General features: G+C 32.9%; 13 protein-coding genes. 10 read left to right on the plus strand and 3 right to left on the minus strand.

Translation table 11 applies throughout. The annotated features are described in order from the left end of the window. Positions 1–31: 31 nt before the first annotated feature. Together ACXGQW_RS01835 and ACXGQW_RS01840 are read left to right on the plus strand one after the other, a co-directional pair. Positions 32–409, plus strand: coding sequence for a VOC family protein (locus tag ACXGQW_RS01835; RefSeq protein WP_457823408.1), 378 nt, complete (start codon positions 32–34; stop codon positions 407–409). A gap of 48 nt (positions 410–457) precedes the next feature. Next, the gene (locus tag ACXGQW_RS01840; protein ID WP_457823409.1) at positions 458–1,174 is read left to right on the plus strand and encodes a helix-turn-helix transcriptional regulator; all 717 of its coding nucleotides are present in this window, start codon (positions 458–460) and stop codon (positions 1,172–1,174) included. Between the two features lie 40 nt (positions 1,175–1,214). Here ACXGQW_RS01840 and ACXGQW_RS01845 read toward each other — a convergent pair whose 3' ends face one another. After that, positions 1,215–2,837, minus strand: coding sequence for an ABC-F family ATP-binding cassette domain-containing protein (locus ACXGQW_RS01845; RefSeq protein ID WP_457823410.1), 1,623 nt, complete (start codon positions 2,835–2,837; stop codon positions 1,215–1,217). A 116-nt stretch (positions 2,838–2,953) separates the two neighbouring features. Here ACXGQW_RS01845 and ACXGQW_RS01850 point away from each other — a divergent pair, with 116 nt between their 5' ends. From ACXGQW_RS01850 to ACXGQW_RS01875, 6 genes are all read left to right on the plus strand, one after another. Further along, positions 2,954–3,187 carry a VF530 family protein gene (locus tag ACXGQW_RS01850; RefSeq protein WP_457823411.1) on the plus strand — a complete coding sequence of 78 codons (234 nt, stop codon included), beginning with the start codon at positions 2,954–2,956 and terminating at the stop codon, positions 3,185–3,187. Between the two features lie 90 nt (positions 3,188–3,277). Further along, positions 3,278–5,122, plus strand: a complete 1,845-nt coding sequence (locus tag ACXGQW_RS01855) for a DEAD/DEAH box helicase (protein WP_457823412.1) — start codon at positions 3,278–3,280, stop codon at positions 5,120–5,122. Positions 5,123–5,237: 115 nt separating this feature from the next. After that, on the plus strand, positions 5,238–5,693 hold the full coding sequence (locus ACXGQW_RS01860) for a DUF6452 family protein (RefSeq protein WP_457823413.1): 456 nt from the start codon (positions 5,238–5,240) through the stop codon (positions 5,691–5,693). Beyond that, a complete protein-coding gene (locus ACXGQW_RS01865; protein WP_457823414.1) occupies positions 5,674–6,393 on the plus strand; it encodes a DUF6048 family protein in 720 nt (239 codons plus the stop codon). Before ACXGQW_RS01860 ends, ACXGQW_RS01865 begins: the two co-directional genes overlap by 20 nt. A gap of 1 nt (position 6,394) precedes the next feature. Continuing rightward, entirely contained in the window at positions 6,395–7,354 is a 960-nt protein-coding gene (locus ACXGQW_RS01870; protein ID WP_457823415.1) for an isopenicillin N synthase family dioxygenase, read from the plus strand. 302 nt (positions 7,355–7,656) lie between these two features. Next, positions 7,657–8,007 (plus strand): translation initiation factor, encoded by a 351-nt coding sequence (locus tag ACXGQW_RS01875; RefSeq protein ID WP_457823416.1) that lies wholly within the window; start codon positions 7,657–7,659, stop codon positions 8,005–8,007. Positions 8,008–8,142: 135 nt separating this feature from the next. On the opposite strand, the gene ACXGQW_RS01880 is transcribed toward ACXGQW_RS01875, so the two are convergent. Both ACXGQW_RS01880 and ACXGQW_RS01885 read right to left on the minus strand, forming a co-directional pair. Continuing rightward, positions 8,143–10,569, minus strand: a complete 2,427-nt coding sequence (locus tag ACXGQW_RS01880; RefSeq protein ID WP_457823417.1) for a T9SS type A sorting domain-containing protein — start codon at positions 10,567–10,569, stop codon at positions 8,143–8,145. A gap of 266 nt (positions 10,570–10,835) precedes the next feature. Beyond that, on the minus strand, positions 10,836–11,510 hold the full coding sequence (locus tag ACXGQW_RS01885) for a uracil-DNA glycosylase (RefSeq protein ID WP_457823418.1): 675 nt from the start codon (positions 11,508–11,510) through the stop codon (positions 10,836–10,838). Between the two features lie 100 nt (positions 11,511–11,610). Between ACXGQW_RS01885 and ACXGQW_RS01890 the strand changes: the two genes are divergently transcribed. Both ACXGQW_RS01890 and ACXGQW_RS01895 read left to right on the plus strand, forming a co-directional pair. Beyond that, positions 11,611–13,821, plus strand: coding sequence for an endonuclease MutS2 (locus tag ACXGQW_RS01890; RefSeq protein WP_457823419.1), 2,211 nt, complete (start codon positions 11,611–11,613; stop codon positions 13,819–13,821). A 126-nt stretch (positions 13,822–13,947) separates the two neighbouring features. Continuing rightward, positions 13,948–16,776 (plus strand): TolB family protein, encoded by a 2,829-nt coding sequence (locus ACXGQW_RS01895; protein WP_457823420.1) that lies wholly within the window; start codon positions 13,948–13,950, stop codon positions 16,774–16,776. Positions 16,777–16,828: the final 52 nt, after the last annotated feature.

Below are 16,828 nucleotides of genomic sequence, written 5' to 3' on the forward strand. Positions count from 1 at the left end.
TAAGTACGTTTAATTAAAAAAATACCATCAAATGAAAAATGCAATCAATTGGTTTGAAATCCCTGTACTTAATTACGAAAGAGCTAAAAAGTTTTATACAACTGTTTTAGACATTGAAATTGAAGATCATCATATGCCAGAACAAAACATAAAATATGGTATGTTTCCTTACGACAAAGAAAATGATGGTGTTGGTGGAGGCTTGGCACAAATGGAAGGGTTAAAACCCACTACAGACGGCCCAACTATGTATTTAAACGGCGGAGATGATTTAGCTATTGCATTAGAAAAAGTGAAAATTGCTGGAGGTAAAGTAACCATACCTAAAACAGATATTGGAGAGAATGGGTTTATGGCCCAATTTATAGATTCGGAAGGTAATAGATTGGCTTTACATTCTTGGAACTAACCTGTAACTAGATAGCGATTTGGCTATCAGTTCGCTATCTTTGTTATCATGTCTCAGTTATCTAGACTTATTTCTATTCTCACGCAGTTAAAATCAAAAAGAATTTTAACCGCCACAGAACTCGCTCGTAAATACGATGTAAGTATTAGAACTATTTATAGAGATATAAGAAAGCTGGAAAATGCGGGTGTACCTGTATATTCCATAGAGGGAAAAGGGTATTCTCTAATGGACGGCTATCAAGTAGCTCCTGTTCAGTTTACCGAAAAGGAAGCCAACGCGTTAATTACAGCACAACACTTAGTTAAACAAACCAAGGATACTTCTTTTATGTACGACTTTAAAGAGGCTTTAACCAAAATCAAATCTGTCTTTAAAACTTCTGTATTAGAAAAAAGTGAAGTTCTGAATGATAAAATTTATGTTTTTGATGAGCATTACAACGAAAACATACACAGCAATGCCTTGTCTGAAATACAACTGGCTATTACTCACTTGAATTATGTTGAGATTCATTACAAAAAAGCAGATGATGTAGAGGCTACCATTAGAAAAATAGAACCTTATGCTTTTTATTCTACTCAGCAAAAATGGATATTGGTAGCTTGGTGTTATCTAAGAAACGAATACAGGTCTTTTAGAATTGACAGAATTTTACATTTCAAACTCCTAACTGAAAAGTTTGAGGATAGAAAATTTACGCTACAAAAATACTTTGAGCCATACTTTGATGTACAGAAAACTAAAAAACAAAAGCCTTTGTAAAATTTTACAAAGGCTTTTGTTTACATTATTTATTAAAGGATTAAGCTTGATACATTTTAGCTCTTAACTCTTTAATTTTAGGATCTTCTAAATACTCATCAAAAGTTGCGTATTTATCAATTACTCCTTTTGGTGTAATTTCTATAATTCTGTTAGCTACTGTTTGTGCAAATTCGTGGTCATGCGTAGAAAACAACACCGTTCCTTTAAAGTTTTTTAGGGAATTGTTTAATGCTTGGATAGATTCTAAGTCCAAGTGATTTGTAGGTTCATCCAGTACCAACACGTTAGCTCTGGTCATCATCATTCTAGATAACATACAACGCACTTTTTCTCCTCCAGATAGTACATTACACTTTTTTAAAGCCTCTTCTCCACTAAAAATCATCTTCCCTAAAAAACCTCTCAAATGTACCTCTTCTCTTTCTTCTTCTGTTTTTGCGTATTGACGTAACCAATCTACCAAATCTAAATTTTCATCCACAAAAAATTCTGAGTTGTCTGATGGTAAATAAGACTGATTGGTTGTAATTCCCCATTTATATTCTCCAGTATCAGCAGATTCGTTCCCCATAATTGTTTGGTAAAATGAGGTAACTGCTTTGGAGTTTTTAGATACGACTAGTACTTTATCTCCTTTAGATAAGTTAATATCTATTCCACTAAATAAAACCTCTCCTTCAAAAGATTTTGATAGGTTTTCTATGTTTAAAATTTGGTCTCCTGCTTCTCTATCTCTATCAAAAATAATAGCAGGATATCTTCTACTGGAAGGTTTAATTTCATCAACATTCAACTTTTCTATCATCTTTTTACGAGAAGTGGCCTGCTTAGATTTTGCTACGTTTGCAGAGAAACGACGAATAAAATCTTCTAATTCTTTCTTTTTATCTTCAGCTTTCTTATTAGCTTGTTGACGTTGTTTTGCTGCTAACTGAGAAGATTCATACCAAAAAGAATAGTTTCCAGAGAAATGATTAATTTTTCCAAAGTCGATATCTGAAATATGTGTACAAACAGCATCTAAAAAGTGACGGTCATGCGATACTACAATTACGGTATTCTCGTAATTAGCTAAAAAGTTTTCTAACCAAGCAATGGTTTCAAAATCTAAGTCGTTGGTAGGCTCATCCATAATCAACACATCAGGGTTTCCAAATAAACATTGTGCTAATAACACACGTACTTTGATTTTACCATCTAAATCAGCCAACAAAGTGTAATGTAAATCTTCTTTAATTCCTAAATTAGATAACATGGTTGCAGCAGCAGAATCGGCATTCCATCCGTCCATTTCTTCGAACCTTACTTGTAATTCCCCTATTTTCTCAGCATTTTCATCTGTGTAATCTGCATATAAAGCATCAATTTCCGTTTTAATTTTGTGTAACTCTTTGTTACCCATTAAAACAGCTTCTAAAACAGTGTACTCATCAAATTCGTAGTGATTTTGAGTTAATACAGACATACGCTTTCCTGGATCTAAACTAACGTGACCAGAAGTAGCTTCCATTTTTCCAGAAATAATCTTTAAAAATGTAGATTTACCTGCTCCATTTGCTCCAATAACTCCGTAGCAATTTCCTTGCGTAAATTTTGTATTCACCTCATCAAACAATACTCTTTTTCCGAATTGTACTGACAAATTTGATACTGTTAACATGCTTAATATTTTAAATTCCGTGCAAAAATACAAAAACGCGTTTATTGTTTTACACGATAAACCAATAATAAAAAGAATTAATTGATTTAATTTGCAAATTGTAAAACCATGTCACAATGTCCCAACCCAATAACCCTTTACACGGAATTAAACTCGCTGATATTTTAACGGAGCTAATTGAAAACTTAGGATGGGAAGAAATGAATAAAGAAACAGGTATTAACTGTTTTGCTAATCATCCTACTTTTAAAAGTAGTCTTAAATTTTTAAGACAAACTCCTTGGGCAAGAAAAAAAACCGAAGATCTATACCTAGACTGGTTAGAATACAAAGCACTACACAACTTATAGGTTAATCCAATAATTTAACGTATATTTGCATTTTTATAATCAGATTTGCAAACTAGTCGTAATATGTTTGTGAGTCATTAAACAAACAATATGTCGACATTTAGCGAATTAGGTTTGAAAGAAGAAATTCTTTCGGCCTTGATTGATATGGGGTATGAAACTCCATCAGAAATTCAAGAAAAAGCAATTCCCCAAGTAATTAATTCTACAGACGATTTAAAAGCGTTTGCACAAACAGGAACAGGAAAAACTGCTGCTTTTAGTTTACCAATTATACAACAAATTGATGTAGATAACCAAAACGTACAAGCTATTATTTTATCGCCAACGCGTGAATTAGCAGTACAAATTGGAGATCAAATCCAAAAATTTTCTAGAAATATTAAAGGTTTAAAAACTGTTACCGTTTACGGAGGTACTAGTTTAGAGGATCAGGCTAGAAAATTAAACCGTGGTGCTCAAATAGTTGTGGGTACTCCTGGTAGAACTGTAGATTTAATCAACAGAAGAAAATTAAAATTAGAAAACATTCAATGGCTTGTTTTAGATGAGGCTGATGAAATGTTAAACATGGGATTTAAAGATGATTTAGATGCTGTGTTAGAAGCTACTCCAGAAACAAAGCAAACTTTATTGTTTTCTGCAACTTTTCCAAGAGAAGTAGAAGCTATTGCTCGTAACTATATGCACCAACCTGCAGAAATAGCAGCGGGAACAAAAAACACAGGTTCTGATAACGTAAGTAATGAATATTATGTAGTAACAGAGCGTAATCGTTATGCAGCTATTAAACGTATTGCTGATATCAATCCAGATATTTATGGAATTATTTTCTGTAGAACTAGACGTGAATGTCAAGAGGTTTCAGAAAAATTAATTGCTGATGGTTACAATGCTGATTCTTTACATGGAGATTTATCTCAAGCTCAGCGTGATAATGTAATGCAAAAATTCCGTAACAAGAACATTCAAATGTTGGTAGCTACAGATGTTGCTGCTCGTGGATTAGACGTAAACAACCTTACGCACGTTATCAACCATAAATTACCAGACCAAAATGAGGCTTATACACACCGTAGTGGTCGTACTGGTAGAGCTGGTAACAAGGGAGTTTCTATTGTTTTAGTAACCAATAGAGAGGTAGGAAAATTAAGACCAATTGAGCGTAAAATTCAAAAGAAATTTATCAAAAGAGAAATTCCTAACGGAGAAGAAATTTGTAAAGTTCAGTTGTTCAAATTAGTTGAAAAAGTAAAAAATACAGACATCAATACAGAAGCGATTTCTGGATATCTAGAAAATATTTACGAACAATTTGAAGGTTTGTCTAGAGAAGAGTTGATTCAAAAATTTATTTCTGTTGAATTTAATGCTTTCTTAGAATACTACGCTAATGCTAAAGACATTAACGATACAAGAGAATCTAGAGATAGAGATGATAGAGGAAGAAGAAGAGATGATGAAAATATGACCCGTTTCTTTATTAACATTGGACGTAAAGATAGTCTTACTCCTCCTCGATTGATGGGATTGATTAATGACCAGAACATTACTAACAATGTAGAAATTGGTCAGATAGAAATCTTAGATACTTTCTCTTTCTTTGAATTAGATAAAAACTTTGAAAGTGAAACCATAGAAGCATTTTTAAACAACGCTCCAGAATTTGAAGGAAGATCTGTAAATGTAGAAATCACCAAAAAACGTCGTGCCGGTGGCGGTGGAGACCGTGGACGTGGTGGCCGTGGAGACAGAAGACCAAGAAGAGACGGTGGAAACTTTAGAGGTCGAGGTGGTGATAGAAACGACAGACCTAGAAGAGATAGAGATGCAAACAAAGGAGACTTCAAAGGACGTAGAAGAGATGATAGTGATGGAAACAGAGAAAGATCTTCTCGTGTACAGAACAAATCTTGGGGACGTAAAAGAGATTAACTCAACATCCAAATAAAAACAAAGGGCTATTATTTAAATAATAGCCCTTTGTTTTTTTACAACATCTTGTTATTATATACGTTTAATTTCTTTGTAATATTTTATATTTGAAACTATGAAAAAAACATTTGTAGCTATACTGTTGATCCTTTTTTCTATAGGCTGTCAAGACGAATTTTGTTTGGATGACACTACTCCAAATCTTATTATTAGATTTAGAGATATCAATACAGATACTATAAAACCTATTACACTCAACGTAGGAGCTATTAACTTAGATACTCTTATTAGAAACACTGCATTGGATTCGTTGGTAATTCCTATCAATACACAATCTAATTCAGTGACCTATTTTTTAGCTAGAGTGGTTAACGACAGTGTACAAAGCTCAGAAACCATTACCCTTAATTACGATATTGAAGATGTGTATGTCTCAAAAGAATGTGGCTTTAAAAGCACATTTAAAAACGTATCAATCTCTACGACCAATAATGATTGGCTACTTGATGCTAAAAGCTTAACTAGTAATATTACTAACGAAAATAATGCTCATGTTGAAATATTGCACTAGACTTATTTTAGTGATTATTTTTGTTTCGCAAAACATACACGCGCAACAAAACGCTCTATCTACAAAAAAAGATAGTTTGCAAATAAAAAACGTTAATTATCACCCTAAAACATATGGATTGAGGTTAGGTGTAGATATCATAAAGCCGATACTATCTTATACCCAAGAAGATTTTAAGGGCATTGAAATCGTAGGAGATTGGAGATTAAATACTCGTTTATTTATTGCAGGCGAATTAGGGTATTCTGATAAAACTATCGATGAAGAAAATTTTAATCATACCGTTACAGGACAATATGTAAAAGCTGGTTTAAATTACAATTTATACACAAATTGGCTTAATATGGATAACGAATTGTATGTAGGTTTTAGGTATGGGTTCAGCAATTTTAGTAATCAGCTTAATCATTATACTATTTTTCAAGAAGGTACTTATTTTCCTATTCGAGAAATCAATGATGCAACTAAATTTGAGGCACTCAATGCTCATTGGGTAGAGTTGGTCGCTGGTGTTAAAGTAGAGGTAATAAGTAACTTATATTTGGGGTTTATGATAAATATTAGCAAAATCATCACAACTAAAGAACCCAATAATTTTGAAAACACCTACAGCCCTGGTTTTGGCAGTATTAGTCAAAACGGGAACGGATCCAATATAAATTATACGATCTCTTATAGAATTCCTATTTACAAAAAATAATATGCAAAAAATTCCTTCCGTAAATCTTGAGCTTTTTTTAACTAATGAACCCTCTAAAAAGCAACAATTCGTCAACGAAATTGGAAATGCTTTCCATACGATTGGATTTGTAGCCCTTAGTGGTCATTTTTTATCTGAGGAGTTGATTGAAGAACTGTATAAAGAAATTAAAAACTTTTTTGATTTACCTGAAAACATCAAATCCAAATACGAGATAGAAGGATTGGGTGGACAAAGAGGCTATACCTCTTTCGGAAAAGAAAGTGCAAAAGGAAAAAAAGAAGGAGATTTAAAAGAATTTTGGCATTTTGGACAATATGTAGATGATAAAACTTCGTTGCCAAAAAGTCTACAGAGAGTTTTAATTCCTAACGTTGTAGTAGAAGAACTTCCTAATTTTAATGCGGTAGGAAAGAAGGTATATCAAGAGCTAGAAAAAACAGCCAAATACGTTTTAAGAGCGTTGGCTATCTACTTAAACATTAATGAGTATTATTTTGATGAGTTTATTAAAAACGGAAACAGCATATTAAGACCTATTCACTACCCTCCTATTAAAACAGCTCCTAAAGGTGCCGTGAGAGCTGCCGCACACGGAGATATTAATTTAATTACGCTATTGATGGGTGCACAAGGCAAGGGTTTGCAAGTCCAAGACCTTAACGGTAATTGGATTGATGCTATTGCGCAACCCGATGAACTGATGATTAATGTTGGAGACATGCTTTCAAGACTAACCAACAATAAACTAAAATCTACCATACACCAAGTAACAAATCCTCCTAAAGAATTATGGAATACATCAAGGTATTCTATTCCATTCTTTATGCACCCTATCCCAACGATGGACTTGACTTGTTTGAATAATTGTGTATCATCGAATCATCCAAAAAAGTTCGATGACATTACTGCAGGTGCATATCTTATAGAAAGATTAAAAGAATTAGGATTAATAAACTAATGTTTATAGGAATATTGCACTAAATCATTAAATTTGTTAACATAAGTTTAATGATAAATGTCAAGCATTCCAAAAAAAACAAGAAGGAGACGAAAGAGCAATAGGAATCCGAACGAGATAAGTACCTCTAAATTAGTATTTATACTCATAGGAACCGTTTGTATACTTTTTGGAATTTTAGTGGGAGACATTAATATCAATCATATCAAAATACCTTTTTACTATTTAATTATATTGGGTTTACTTTTTCAGGGTTTCTGTGTACTTTTGTTTGTAAAGGAAAACACTATAAAATCTACCTAATGCCTAAAAAATTAAACGACCTTTCTGCGCTCGGTGCTTTTGCCTATTCAACTAATGATGATGTTTATTTTGATAGTGGAGAAAAAGAAAACGAAACTTTGCCCAATCACAAACAAAACCTGGAAGCTGTCTTTTCTAACAAAGGAAGAGGTGGTAAAACGGTAACTGTTATTCGTGGATTTATTGGAACTGACAATGATTTAAAAGCTTTAGGAAAACTTTTAAAAAATAAGTGTGGAGTTGGTGGAAGTGTAAAAGATGGAGAAATTATTATACAAGGAAACGTGAGAGATAAAATTATGGATATCCTCACTAAAGACAATTACAAAGTAAAAAGAGTTGGGGGTTAGCCTTGCAAAACTCGAATAAACACTCTGTGAGGCTGTATTAGAATAATAATATTATATAACTCTATTTAGAGAATTAAAAAAGCGACTTCCAATATTGGAAGTCGCTTTTTATTTGATTTGTACAATAAATATTAATTACTGTATAATTAACTTTTGCGTAGTCAATTTATTTTTTGCCTCAATACTTAGCACATACATACCCGGAGTTAAACTAGATACGTCTATAGATGTATTGTCTACATAGTTTGTTATTGACTTTACGAGCGTACCATCAAGACTGTAAATTTGAACGGTTCCATTAGCTGCTAGTAAGTTTATCTTAATACTATTTATTGCAGGATTAGGATAAGCACTTACCTTGTTAGTAGCAAAAAGAACTTCATTAGAAAGTGTAGACGATTCTACAAACGTAACAGACACTCTGTTAGACTCAACAGAATTCTCTTCTAACATGGTAATACTGGCTGGAGCCATCGGTTCAAATACATCGTTATTTGCTTTAGTGAGAAGCTCCTCTTCTCTATCTACATCAAATAAATCGAATACATCGCTATCTAACACAAATAAATCTCCGTTAGGATCTAGTGTGATATCTTGTACGTTAAATAATAAGTAAATTTCATCATCAGCCGCATCTTCTCCAAATAAAGCAACAGTATAACCTCTCATTAAACCAGAAAACGGTATTGATATATCATCCTCGTCTTCTTCGTCTAAATCATCTTCTTCGTCACCATCATTGTTTACTTTAAACACTGGTCCATCAAATATAAACGGGGAAGGTTCTACCTTTAAAATAGCAGCAATGCCTCCAAGAGGTTCTTCTACATTTACAGATCTAACTAATTCACCTTCACCAATTTCCAAATCATCTTCAAGATCTTCATTATCAGGTGTTATCAAAATATTAAAGCTTGGTAATGAGTTTGTAAAGTTAGCTTTAGATTGTTTTGTAAGAAAAACATCACCTCCAAATGGCCTAGGAAAGTCATTATTTACAGTAAAATCTTTAATGTTGGTACCTCCAAAATCTATGTCTTCAAAACTAATAAATGTAGTTGCAAAAGCACTTGGACTGTCATCTTCGCTAGGACTTGAAATAACTGATGAAAAATCAAGTTCAAGCGGAAAGCTCTCAATACCTACAAGCGATTTATCGTTATTGATAAAATATACATTACCCAAATTATCAGTCTTAATTTTGCTGATTTTATTTTCGGAGAAAGGAATTTCTTCATCAATAGATATTAAATCACCATCATCAACGAAACCACTGAATAATGCGTAATTGATACTTGGATCCTCGCTTGGCTCACTATCTGATGAAAAATTTGCTTTAGCAGGAATAACAACATCATGCTCAACATTCTTTCTTACAAAATACAATCGATCGAATCCTATGGTTGGTGATAGTAAAGCAATTTCTGTTATTCCAAAGTTTACAAACAAAGTAGTAGATTCAGAACCATCTTCTTCGTCGTAATATACTTCTTTAATCGCCCTCTCATAATTTTCATCATCAACAAAGTCTACTGTACTTTTTGCTGATAAGGTAGCTAAATCCTCCTCATCATCATCGAGATCTTCAATGAATCCAGAAAAATCTTCTAAGACATATAATCTATGGGCTCTTGTAATTTCAAAGTCGTAAATTTTGTTCGATGTAGAATACATTAAAATCGCTTCATTGTCAAAATCATCATCATCTTCTTCTCCATCAATAACAATATTTTTTGTTTTATTGGCTTTTGAAGGAAGTGGAATTGGTCCTGAAAGTCTTTCATTTACAAAATAATTTTGTCTGTAAATCTTGTACTCTTTTTCTAAAGTATCATCATTTAACACTTCTACTAACGTAAATAAAAAACCTTGCTCATCTCTTCTATCTTCATTCGCCAAAAAGAATTTAAAGGATTTAATTGCTCCTTCCTGTTCATTTTCCAAAGTGTTTCTAATCACTTCATTTTTTACTTGAGCAAGAAAATAAGTATCCTTATCTTCTACAACTGTATCATCGTCGACTTCTGTTTCAAATGGACTTTCGAATGGGTTATCATACCACTTTAATTCAAATCCCAATTGAGTATTAAATTGTTCTTCAAAGTCACTTAATTTCCCCTCAAAATCATTGGAAAATTCTATTTCCTCATCTCCAATCTCAGTAATAGTTACAGGAACTAAAGGTGCGAACGGAACTAGAAAAGGAAGTGCTGAAGGGTTTAATTGAGCGAAGTAAGTAGTTCCGCTTACAATTTTAGTATCTCCACTTAAGGGTGAATCAGTAGAAAAAGGTGTAGTATAGATAAAAACAGGAAGTTCTGGTTCTTCTTCTACAATATCGACCTTAAGTTCATCAGCTTTAGGCAGAAATATGTCTCCACCTATACTATTTAACAATTCTTGTTGAACTTGATTGTAAACATCTCCTAGGGTTTTGTTTTCATCTGTAGTATAGATGATACTTAATTCTTTAGGAGGGTTAAAAAAATTTATTCTTTGCGAATTCGCTTGTTTAGCAAAAAAAAGCAACGTAAAGAGGGTTAGACCTTTAATTGCTCTCATTGAGTAATTTTTCATCATAATTTATCTTGTTTTTGTTTAGGCTATAAAGATAAACTTTTGTTTATAACAAACATCATCCATCATAAAAAATAAATCCCTTAACCTTTTAATTTACAGACAATAACATTTTTATGAGTTATCGATTTTAAATATTAGCTATTGGCATTGCTTTAATATTTAGCATGAGTTTTTCTTATGATTTAATTAAAAAACCTCGTTCTATCCATTGATAGAACGAGGTTTTTTAATTTTGACACAGCCCTCAATTATGCTAAACACCAATCTATGGGTTGTAATCCTTCTTTTATCAAATACTCGTTAGTTTCACTAAAATGATGATTGTCAAACCAATAACCTCTGTTAGCGCTCAAGGGTGACGGGTGACCGGTGGTTAAAACATGATGTTTATTTGCATCAATCTTCTTTCCTTTTTTCTTAGCAAACCCTCCCCACAATAAGAATACAACACGTTCTTTTTGATTTGATACTGCTTGAATAACCGCATCTGTAAAAGTCTCCCACCCTTTTCCCTGATGCGAACCCGCTTGATGCGCTTGTACCGTTAAAGTTGCATTTAATAACAGAACACCTTGTTTTGCCCATGCAGATAAGTCTCCGCTTTGGGGATAACTACATCCTAAATCTTTTTCCAATTCTTTAAACATATTAATTAACGAGGGCGGATGATTGATACCGTTGTGCACGGAAAAACAAAGACCGTTTGCTTGATTAGGCCCATGGTATGGATCCTGACCAATAATAACAACTTTAACATCGTTAAATGAGCAATGGTTAAAGGCCGCAAAAATATTTTTGCCCGCAGGATAACAGGTATGATTTGTATATTCTTGCTTTACAAATTCAATTAAATCTTTAAAATAAGGTTTTTCAAATTCTGTATTCAGTTGTTGTTTCCAACTTTCTTCTATCTTTATATTCATATCGTTTTTATATAAGTAATAAAGTAATTTGACTACGATATTACTACTATTTTTATAATTACTTTTGCTCGTATCCTAAAATAATTAACCGAAATATTACATGGCATCCATTTCCGATAAAACCTTACAGGATTTAGAATTTTCTATCATCTTACAAAGTATTTCACAACACTGTGGTTCTGAAAAAGGAAAAGAAAAAGTATTGAACATCATCCCTTTTTCTAACAAACCCGATTTAGAAATTGCACTCGCTCAGGTAAACGAATATTTAGGCTCTTTAATTAGTGAAAACCGCATACCGAATCATTATTTTGATGATATTGAAAAAGAAATACAGTTGCTAAAAATTGAAGGGAGTAAACTTTTACCAGAGTCTTTTTTAAAAATTGCCAATATTTCTAATACTGTAAACGAGATTATTTTGTTTTTTAATAAATACACTGAGTACTACCCTGAATTATTTCGTTTAATCTCTCCAATTGAATACACCAAAAATATTGTAGATGAGATTTTTAAAATTATCTCTACCTACGGAGAAGTACTCAACAAAGCATCTCAGCATTTAAACAATATTAGAAAAGACTTAAATGTGGTAAGAAGCCAAATTGGAGCATCATTTAATAGAGAATTATCCAAGTATGCCAAAGCTGGTTTTTTAGATGATATTAGAGAATCTTTTATAGAAAATCAACCTGTGTTGGCTGTCCAAGCCATTCATAGAAAAAAGGTGAAAGGGAGTATTATGGGAACTTCTAAAACCGGAAGCATTATTTTCATTGCTCCGGAAAGTTCTCTTAATTTTAATAGAAAATTACAAGAGCTTGTTTTAGAAGAAAAAAAAGAGATCGATAGGATTTTGAGAATTTTAACAGATGACCTTAGAGTTTATCATCCGTTATTACAACAATATTTAGAAATTTTAGTGCATTTAGATGTTTTAAAAGCCAAAGCGTTGCATGCGCAAGAAATTGAGGGTATCAAACCTGTGTTCTCAAAAAACAAGGAGGCAGATTATATCAATGCTTACCACCCTATTCTACTTGAAAAGAATAAAAAACTGAACATAAAGGTTATTCCCCAATCCATCAAACTAAATAAAGAGCAGCAAATTATTGTGATATCGGGACCAAACGCGGGTGGTAAAAGTATCACGCTTAAAACCATTGGTCTGTTACAAGTAATGATTCAAAGTGCTATTTTAATTCCTGTACACGAGCATAGTTCTATCCATTTCTTCGATCATATTTTAACAGATATTGGAGATAATCAATCTATAGAAAATCAGTTGAGCACCTATAGCTATCGACTTAAAAACATGCGAGGTTTTTTAAAAAAATGCACCAACAACACCTTGTTTTTAATTGATGAATTTGGAACGGGTTCCGATCCTGAACTAGGTGGTGCTTTGGCAGAAATATTTTTAGAAGAATTTTATGAGCGTGGTGCCTACGGGGTGATTACTACACATTACACCAATTTAAAGGTCCTGGCAGATGAATTAGAAAATGTGGTAAATGCAAATATGGCTTTTGATGCAAAATCGTTAGAACCTTTGTTTACACTGCTTATTGGGCAACCAGGTAGTTCTTTTACTTTTGAGGTTGCTCAAAAAAATGGAATTCCGTACAGTTTAATTAACCGAGCCAAAAAGAAAATTGACAAGTCCAAGGTTCGTTTTGATAAAACTATTTCCAAACTACAACAAGAAAGAACCAATTTACAACGCAACACTTTGGATATGGAACACCAAAGTTCTAAAGCCAAAGAGCACGCTGATATGTTGGCAGAAAAAGAAGCAAGAGTGCAAGAAAAACTTGAGAGTTTTCAGGCATTATACGACACGAACCAAAGGATTTTAGGGATTGGTAGAAAAACTAACGAGCTATTTAATAAATACTTTCAAACCAATAATAAAAAGGAGTTTAAAACTGAGTTTGATAAATGGGTTTTGATAGAAAAAGTAAAATATGAAAAAGCACACCCCAAAATAAAAAAATCCAAAACTCAAAAAGTTAAAGAAAAACAACAAAAAGTTGCTGTGGCTAAAGCTCTCAAACAAACTGAAAAAGAGGTTTTAGACAAAGTGACCACGGTAAGGGAGGAGAAAAAGAAAGAAGAAAAAATTGCTGCTGAAAAAAAAGCTAGTTATGTTTTTAAAATTGGAGATAAAGTAAGGCTGGTAGACAGCAGAGCGTGTGGTACCATTGAAAAAATAGATAAAAAGAAAGTAACCATTAATTATGGTATATTTACTACGACTACTACCTTAGAAAAAATAGAGTTAGTGGTCGCAGCTAAAAGAAAGAAGTAATATACTGATGATTTTAATAGGGTTATTCAAATAAAATTACTGGAATACTAAAACATTAGTGTGTATGATTAACCACATTCTTTAATTTTTTGATAGTTGATGCACACCTCTTATAGATTTGTATTTATGAAAAAGAAATGTTTGACTTATCTCTTTATTTTTTTTCAAGCCGTGTTATGGTCTCAAAATCAGCACGAACCTCAACAATGGAAAGAAGTGGTTACTCCACATACTAAAGTTATCTATAAAGAAAATCAAGAAAAAGATGCTTTAAAAATTGCCAATACCATTGAGTATATTCAAAAACACAATTATAAATCCATCGGTTACCATGGCGAACCGATAGCTATTATTTTAAGAGCCAACACCACACAATCTAACGGATTTGTGACTTACAGCCCTTTCAGAAGTGAATTTTTTAACACCCCACCTCCTACTTTTAACGACTTGGGCACAACGGATTGGCTCAGCACTTTGGCAATTCACGAATACAGACATGTTCAACAATTTTTGAATCACAAAAGTGGCTTTACGAGTATACTTTATAGTTTGTTTGGTGAGTCTGGCTGGGCTGTTGGGAGTATCCTTGCAATCCCTAATTGGTATTTTGAAGGAGATGCAGTAGTAATGGAAACTGCTTTAACAGAAAGTGGTAGAGGTAGATTGCCAAGCTTTACTTCTTTACAACGTGCATTATATCAAGAAAACTCAGAATTATATAGTTACGCTAAAATAAGGAACGGCTCTTATAAAAGTTTGGTTCCCAATCAATATCCCACAGGTTACCAAATGTTGAATTACTATCGAAATCACTATGATCAAAATCAACTAGATGATATTGCTCGAAAAGCATCGTCTTACAGATTTCCTTTTTATAGTTTTAGCCATTTCATGAAAAAAGAAACAGGGCTAACTACAAAAAAACTCTATCAAATATCTGCTAATAGTAACAAGGTTAGATGGCAACAGCAAAGAGATTCTTTAGCTACTAGCAAATATAAATCCTACATAAAACCCTCGGAAACAGTAGCGTTTTATAGTTTTCCGCAAATGATGGACAATAAAAAAATCGTTGCGTTGAAAAGTACCTTGAGTAAAATCCCTGCATTTTACGAAATTGATACTTTGGGAAAAGAGCAAAAAATGACCTCAGCCCACATCAATATAGATGATTACTTTGAGTACGAAAAAAATCAAATTGTATATACAGGAGCTTCTTATCATCCAAGATACAACTATACCGATTACAATGATGTTTATATCTATAACATTGCTACTCAACTGAAAAAGAGACTTTCCTATAAAAAACGATATTTTTCACCCAGCTTTAATAACGACAACTCTAAAGTAGTAGTTGTAGATGGCAACCAAAGCGAAAGTCGTCTGGTAGTTTTGGATAGCAAAGATGGTTCTGTCTTAAAGGAAATTAATTTGACAGGCCATATTAGCAGACCTAAGTTTTACAAGGATGATTCTTTTATTTATGTAAAACAAGAGCATCATAAAGTAGCCATCTTTTTAATTGATAAAAACCTCAAGGAAAAACAAATCACACTTTGGACGAGCCACACTATTAACAACTTATATGTACATCAGAATAAAGTGTATTACAGTGCTTCTTTTAACGGAATAGATAATATTTATCAATCTGCACTAAATACCAACAAACCTAATATATACCAAATAACCAATGTACATATTGGAGCTTATCAGCCCAGCGTAGCAAATGATACTTTGTATTTTACAGAAAGAACCAGTAAAGGCACAAAAATATCGTACACACAAATAACTTCTACTCCTTTTGAGCATAAAGAGCCTGTTAAAATGGATTGGAACAACGATAAAACCGTTGAATTTGAAAAGGGTTCTATCTTAAACAAAATAGACAGCAAGTCATACGCAACTGAGAGCTACAATTCTATTTTGGGAGATTTAAAGTTTCATGATTGGTCTTATGGATTTAATGATCAGATTATTTCTGCAAACGTTACAGCGACCAATCTTTTAAACGACTTTAACTTAGCAGCTGGCACTGAGGTTTATTTAAATGAAAACAATTCTTTTGGGGTTGCCACCGTTGCTTCTTACAAAAAATGGTTTCCTATGATTAGTTTGGGGTTAGAGTACAAACACCGAGATTACAACGATTCTATTAACAGCAACGCTGGTAATATTCAATTCCAACAACTTTCCTTAAACCCAAGTGTTACCATTCCTTTGTCACAAATTAACGGTAATTACAGTAATAACATGACCATCAACGTGGGGTACGAGTACGAGAAAATTTTTGATAGAACCTTTACAGATAACAATAACAATGTTACTCAATTGGACTCTCCTTTTTTTGGTGTTTTAGAAAGTACTGTTTCTCTCTCTAGTCTAAGGCAGAAAGCCAGACAACATATTAACACTCGTGCTGGTTTTTCTAGCTTTTTAAAGTTTGACCAAGCACTAAATGGAATTTTTAAAGGTCATTTTTTCAAAACAAATAATCGTATATTTTTACCAGGATTAATAAGCACGCACAATTCATACCTCACCGCTAACTACCAACTAAATACGGTAAACGATGGCTTTAGATATATTAATTTAAATGCAGATACTTTCAACTATGCAAGAGGATTTGAGACGTTAATAAATAAAAAAGCTTTTAAACTTTCTTACAACTACCAATTGCCTCTGCTATATCCTGATTTTGGACTTTGGGGAATTACCTATTTTAGAAGAATAAGAGCCAACTTGTTTGCTGATTTTAGTAACATAACTCTATATGGTAATCAAAAAACAGAGCAAGATTCTACGGGTTTCGAAATTATTTTTGACAATACTTTTTTTAGTATAGGTGAATCTGAAATTGGACTTGGATATAGAGGGAGTTATTTACTTTCTGATGATATACAGAACCCTAGTCACAAGTATGTAAGTACTTTTTTTATTAGCACAACGCTGTTTTAGTTGCTGTAACAAACGTCTGTGAATTTAATGCTTTAAGTCTAAACTTAGCTGA

The organism is Wenyingzhuangia sp. IMCC45533, from assembly GCF_054111225.1.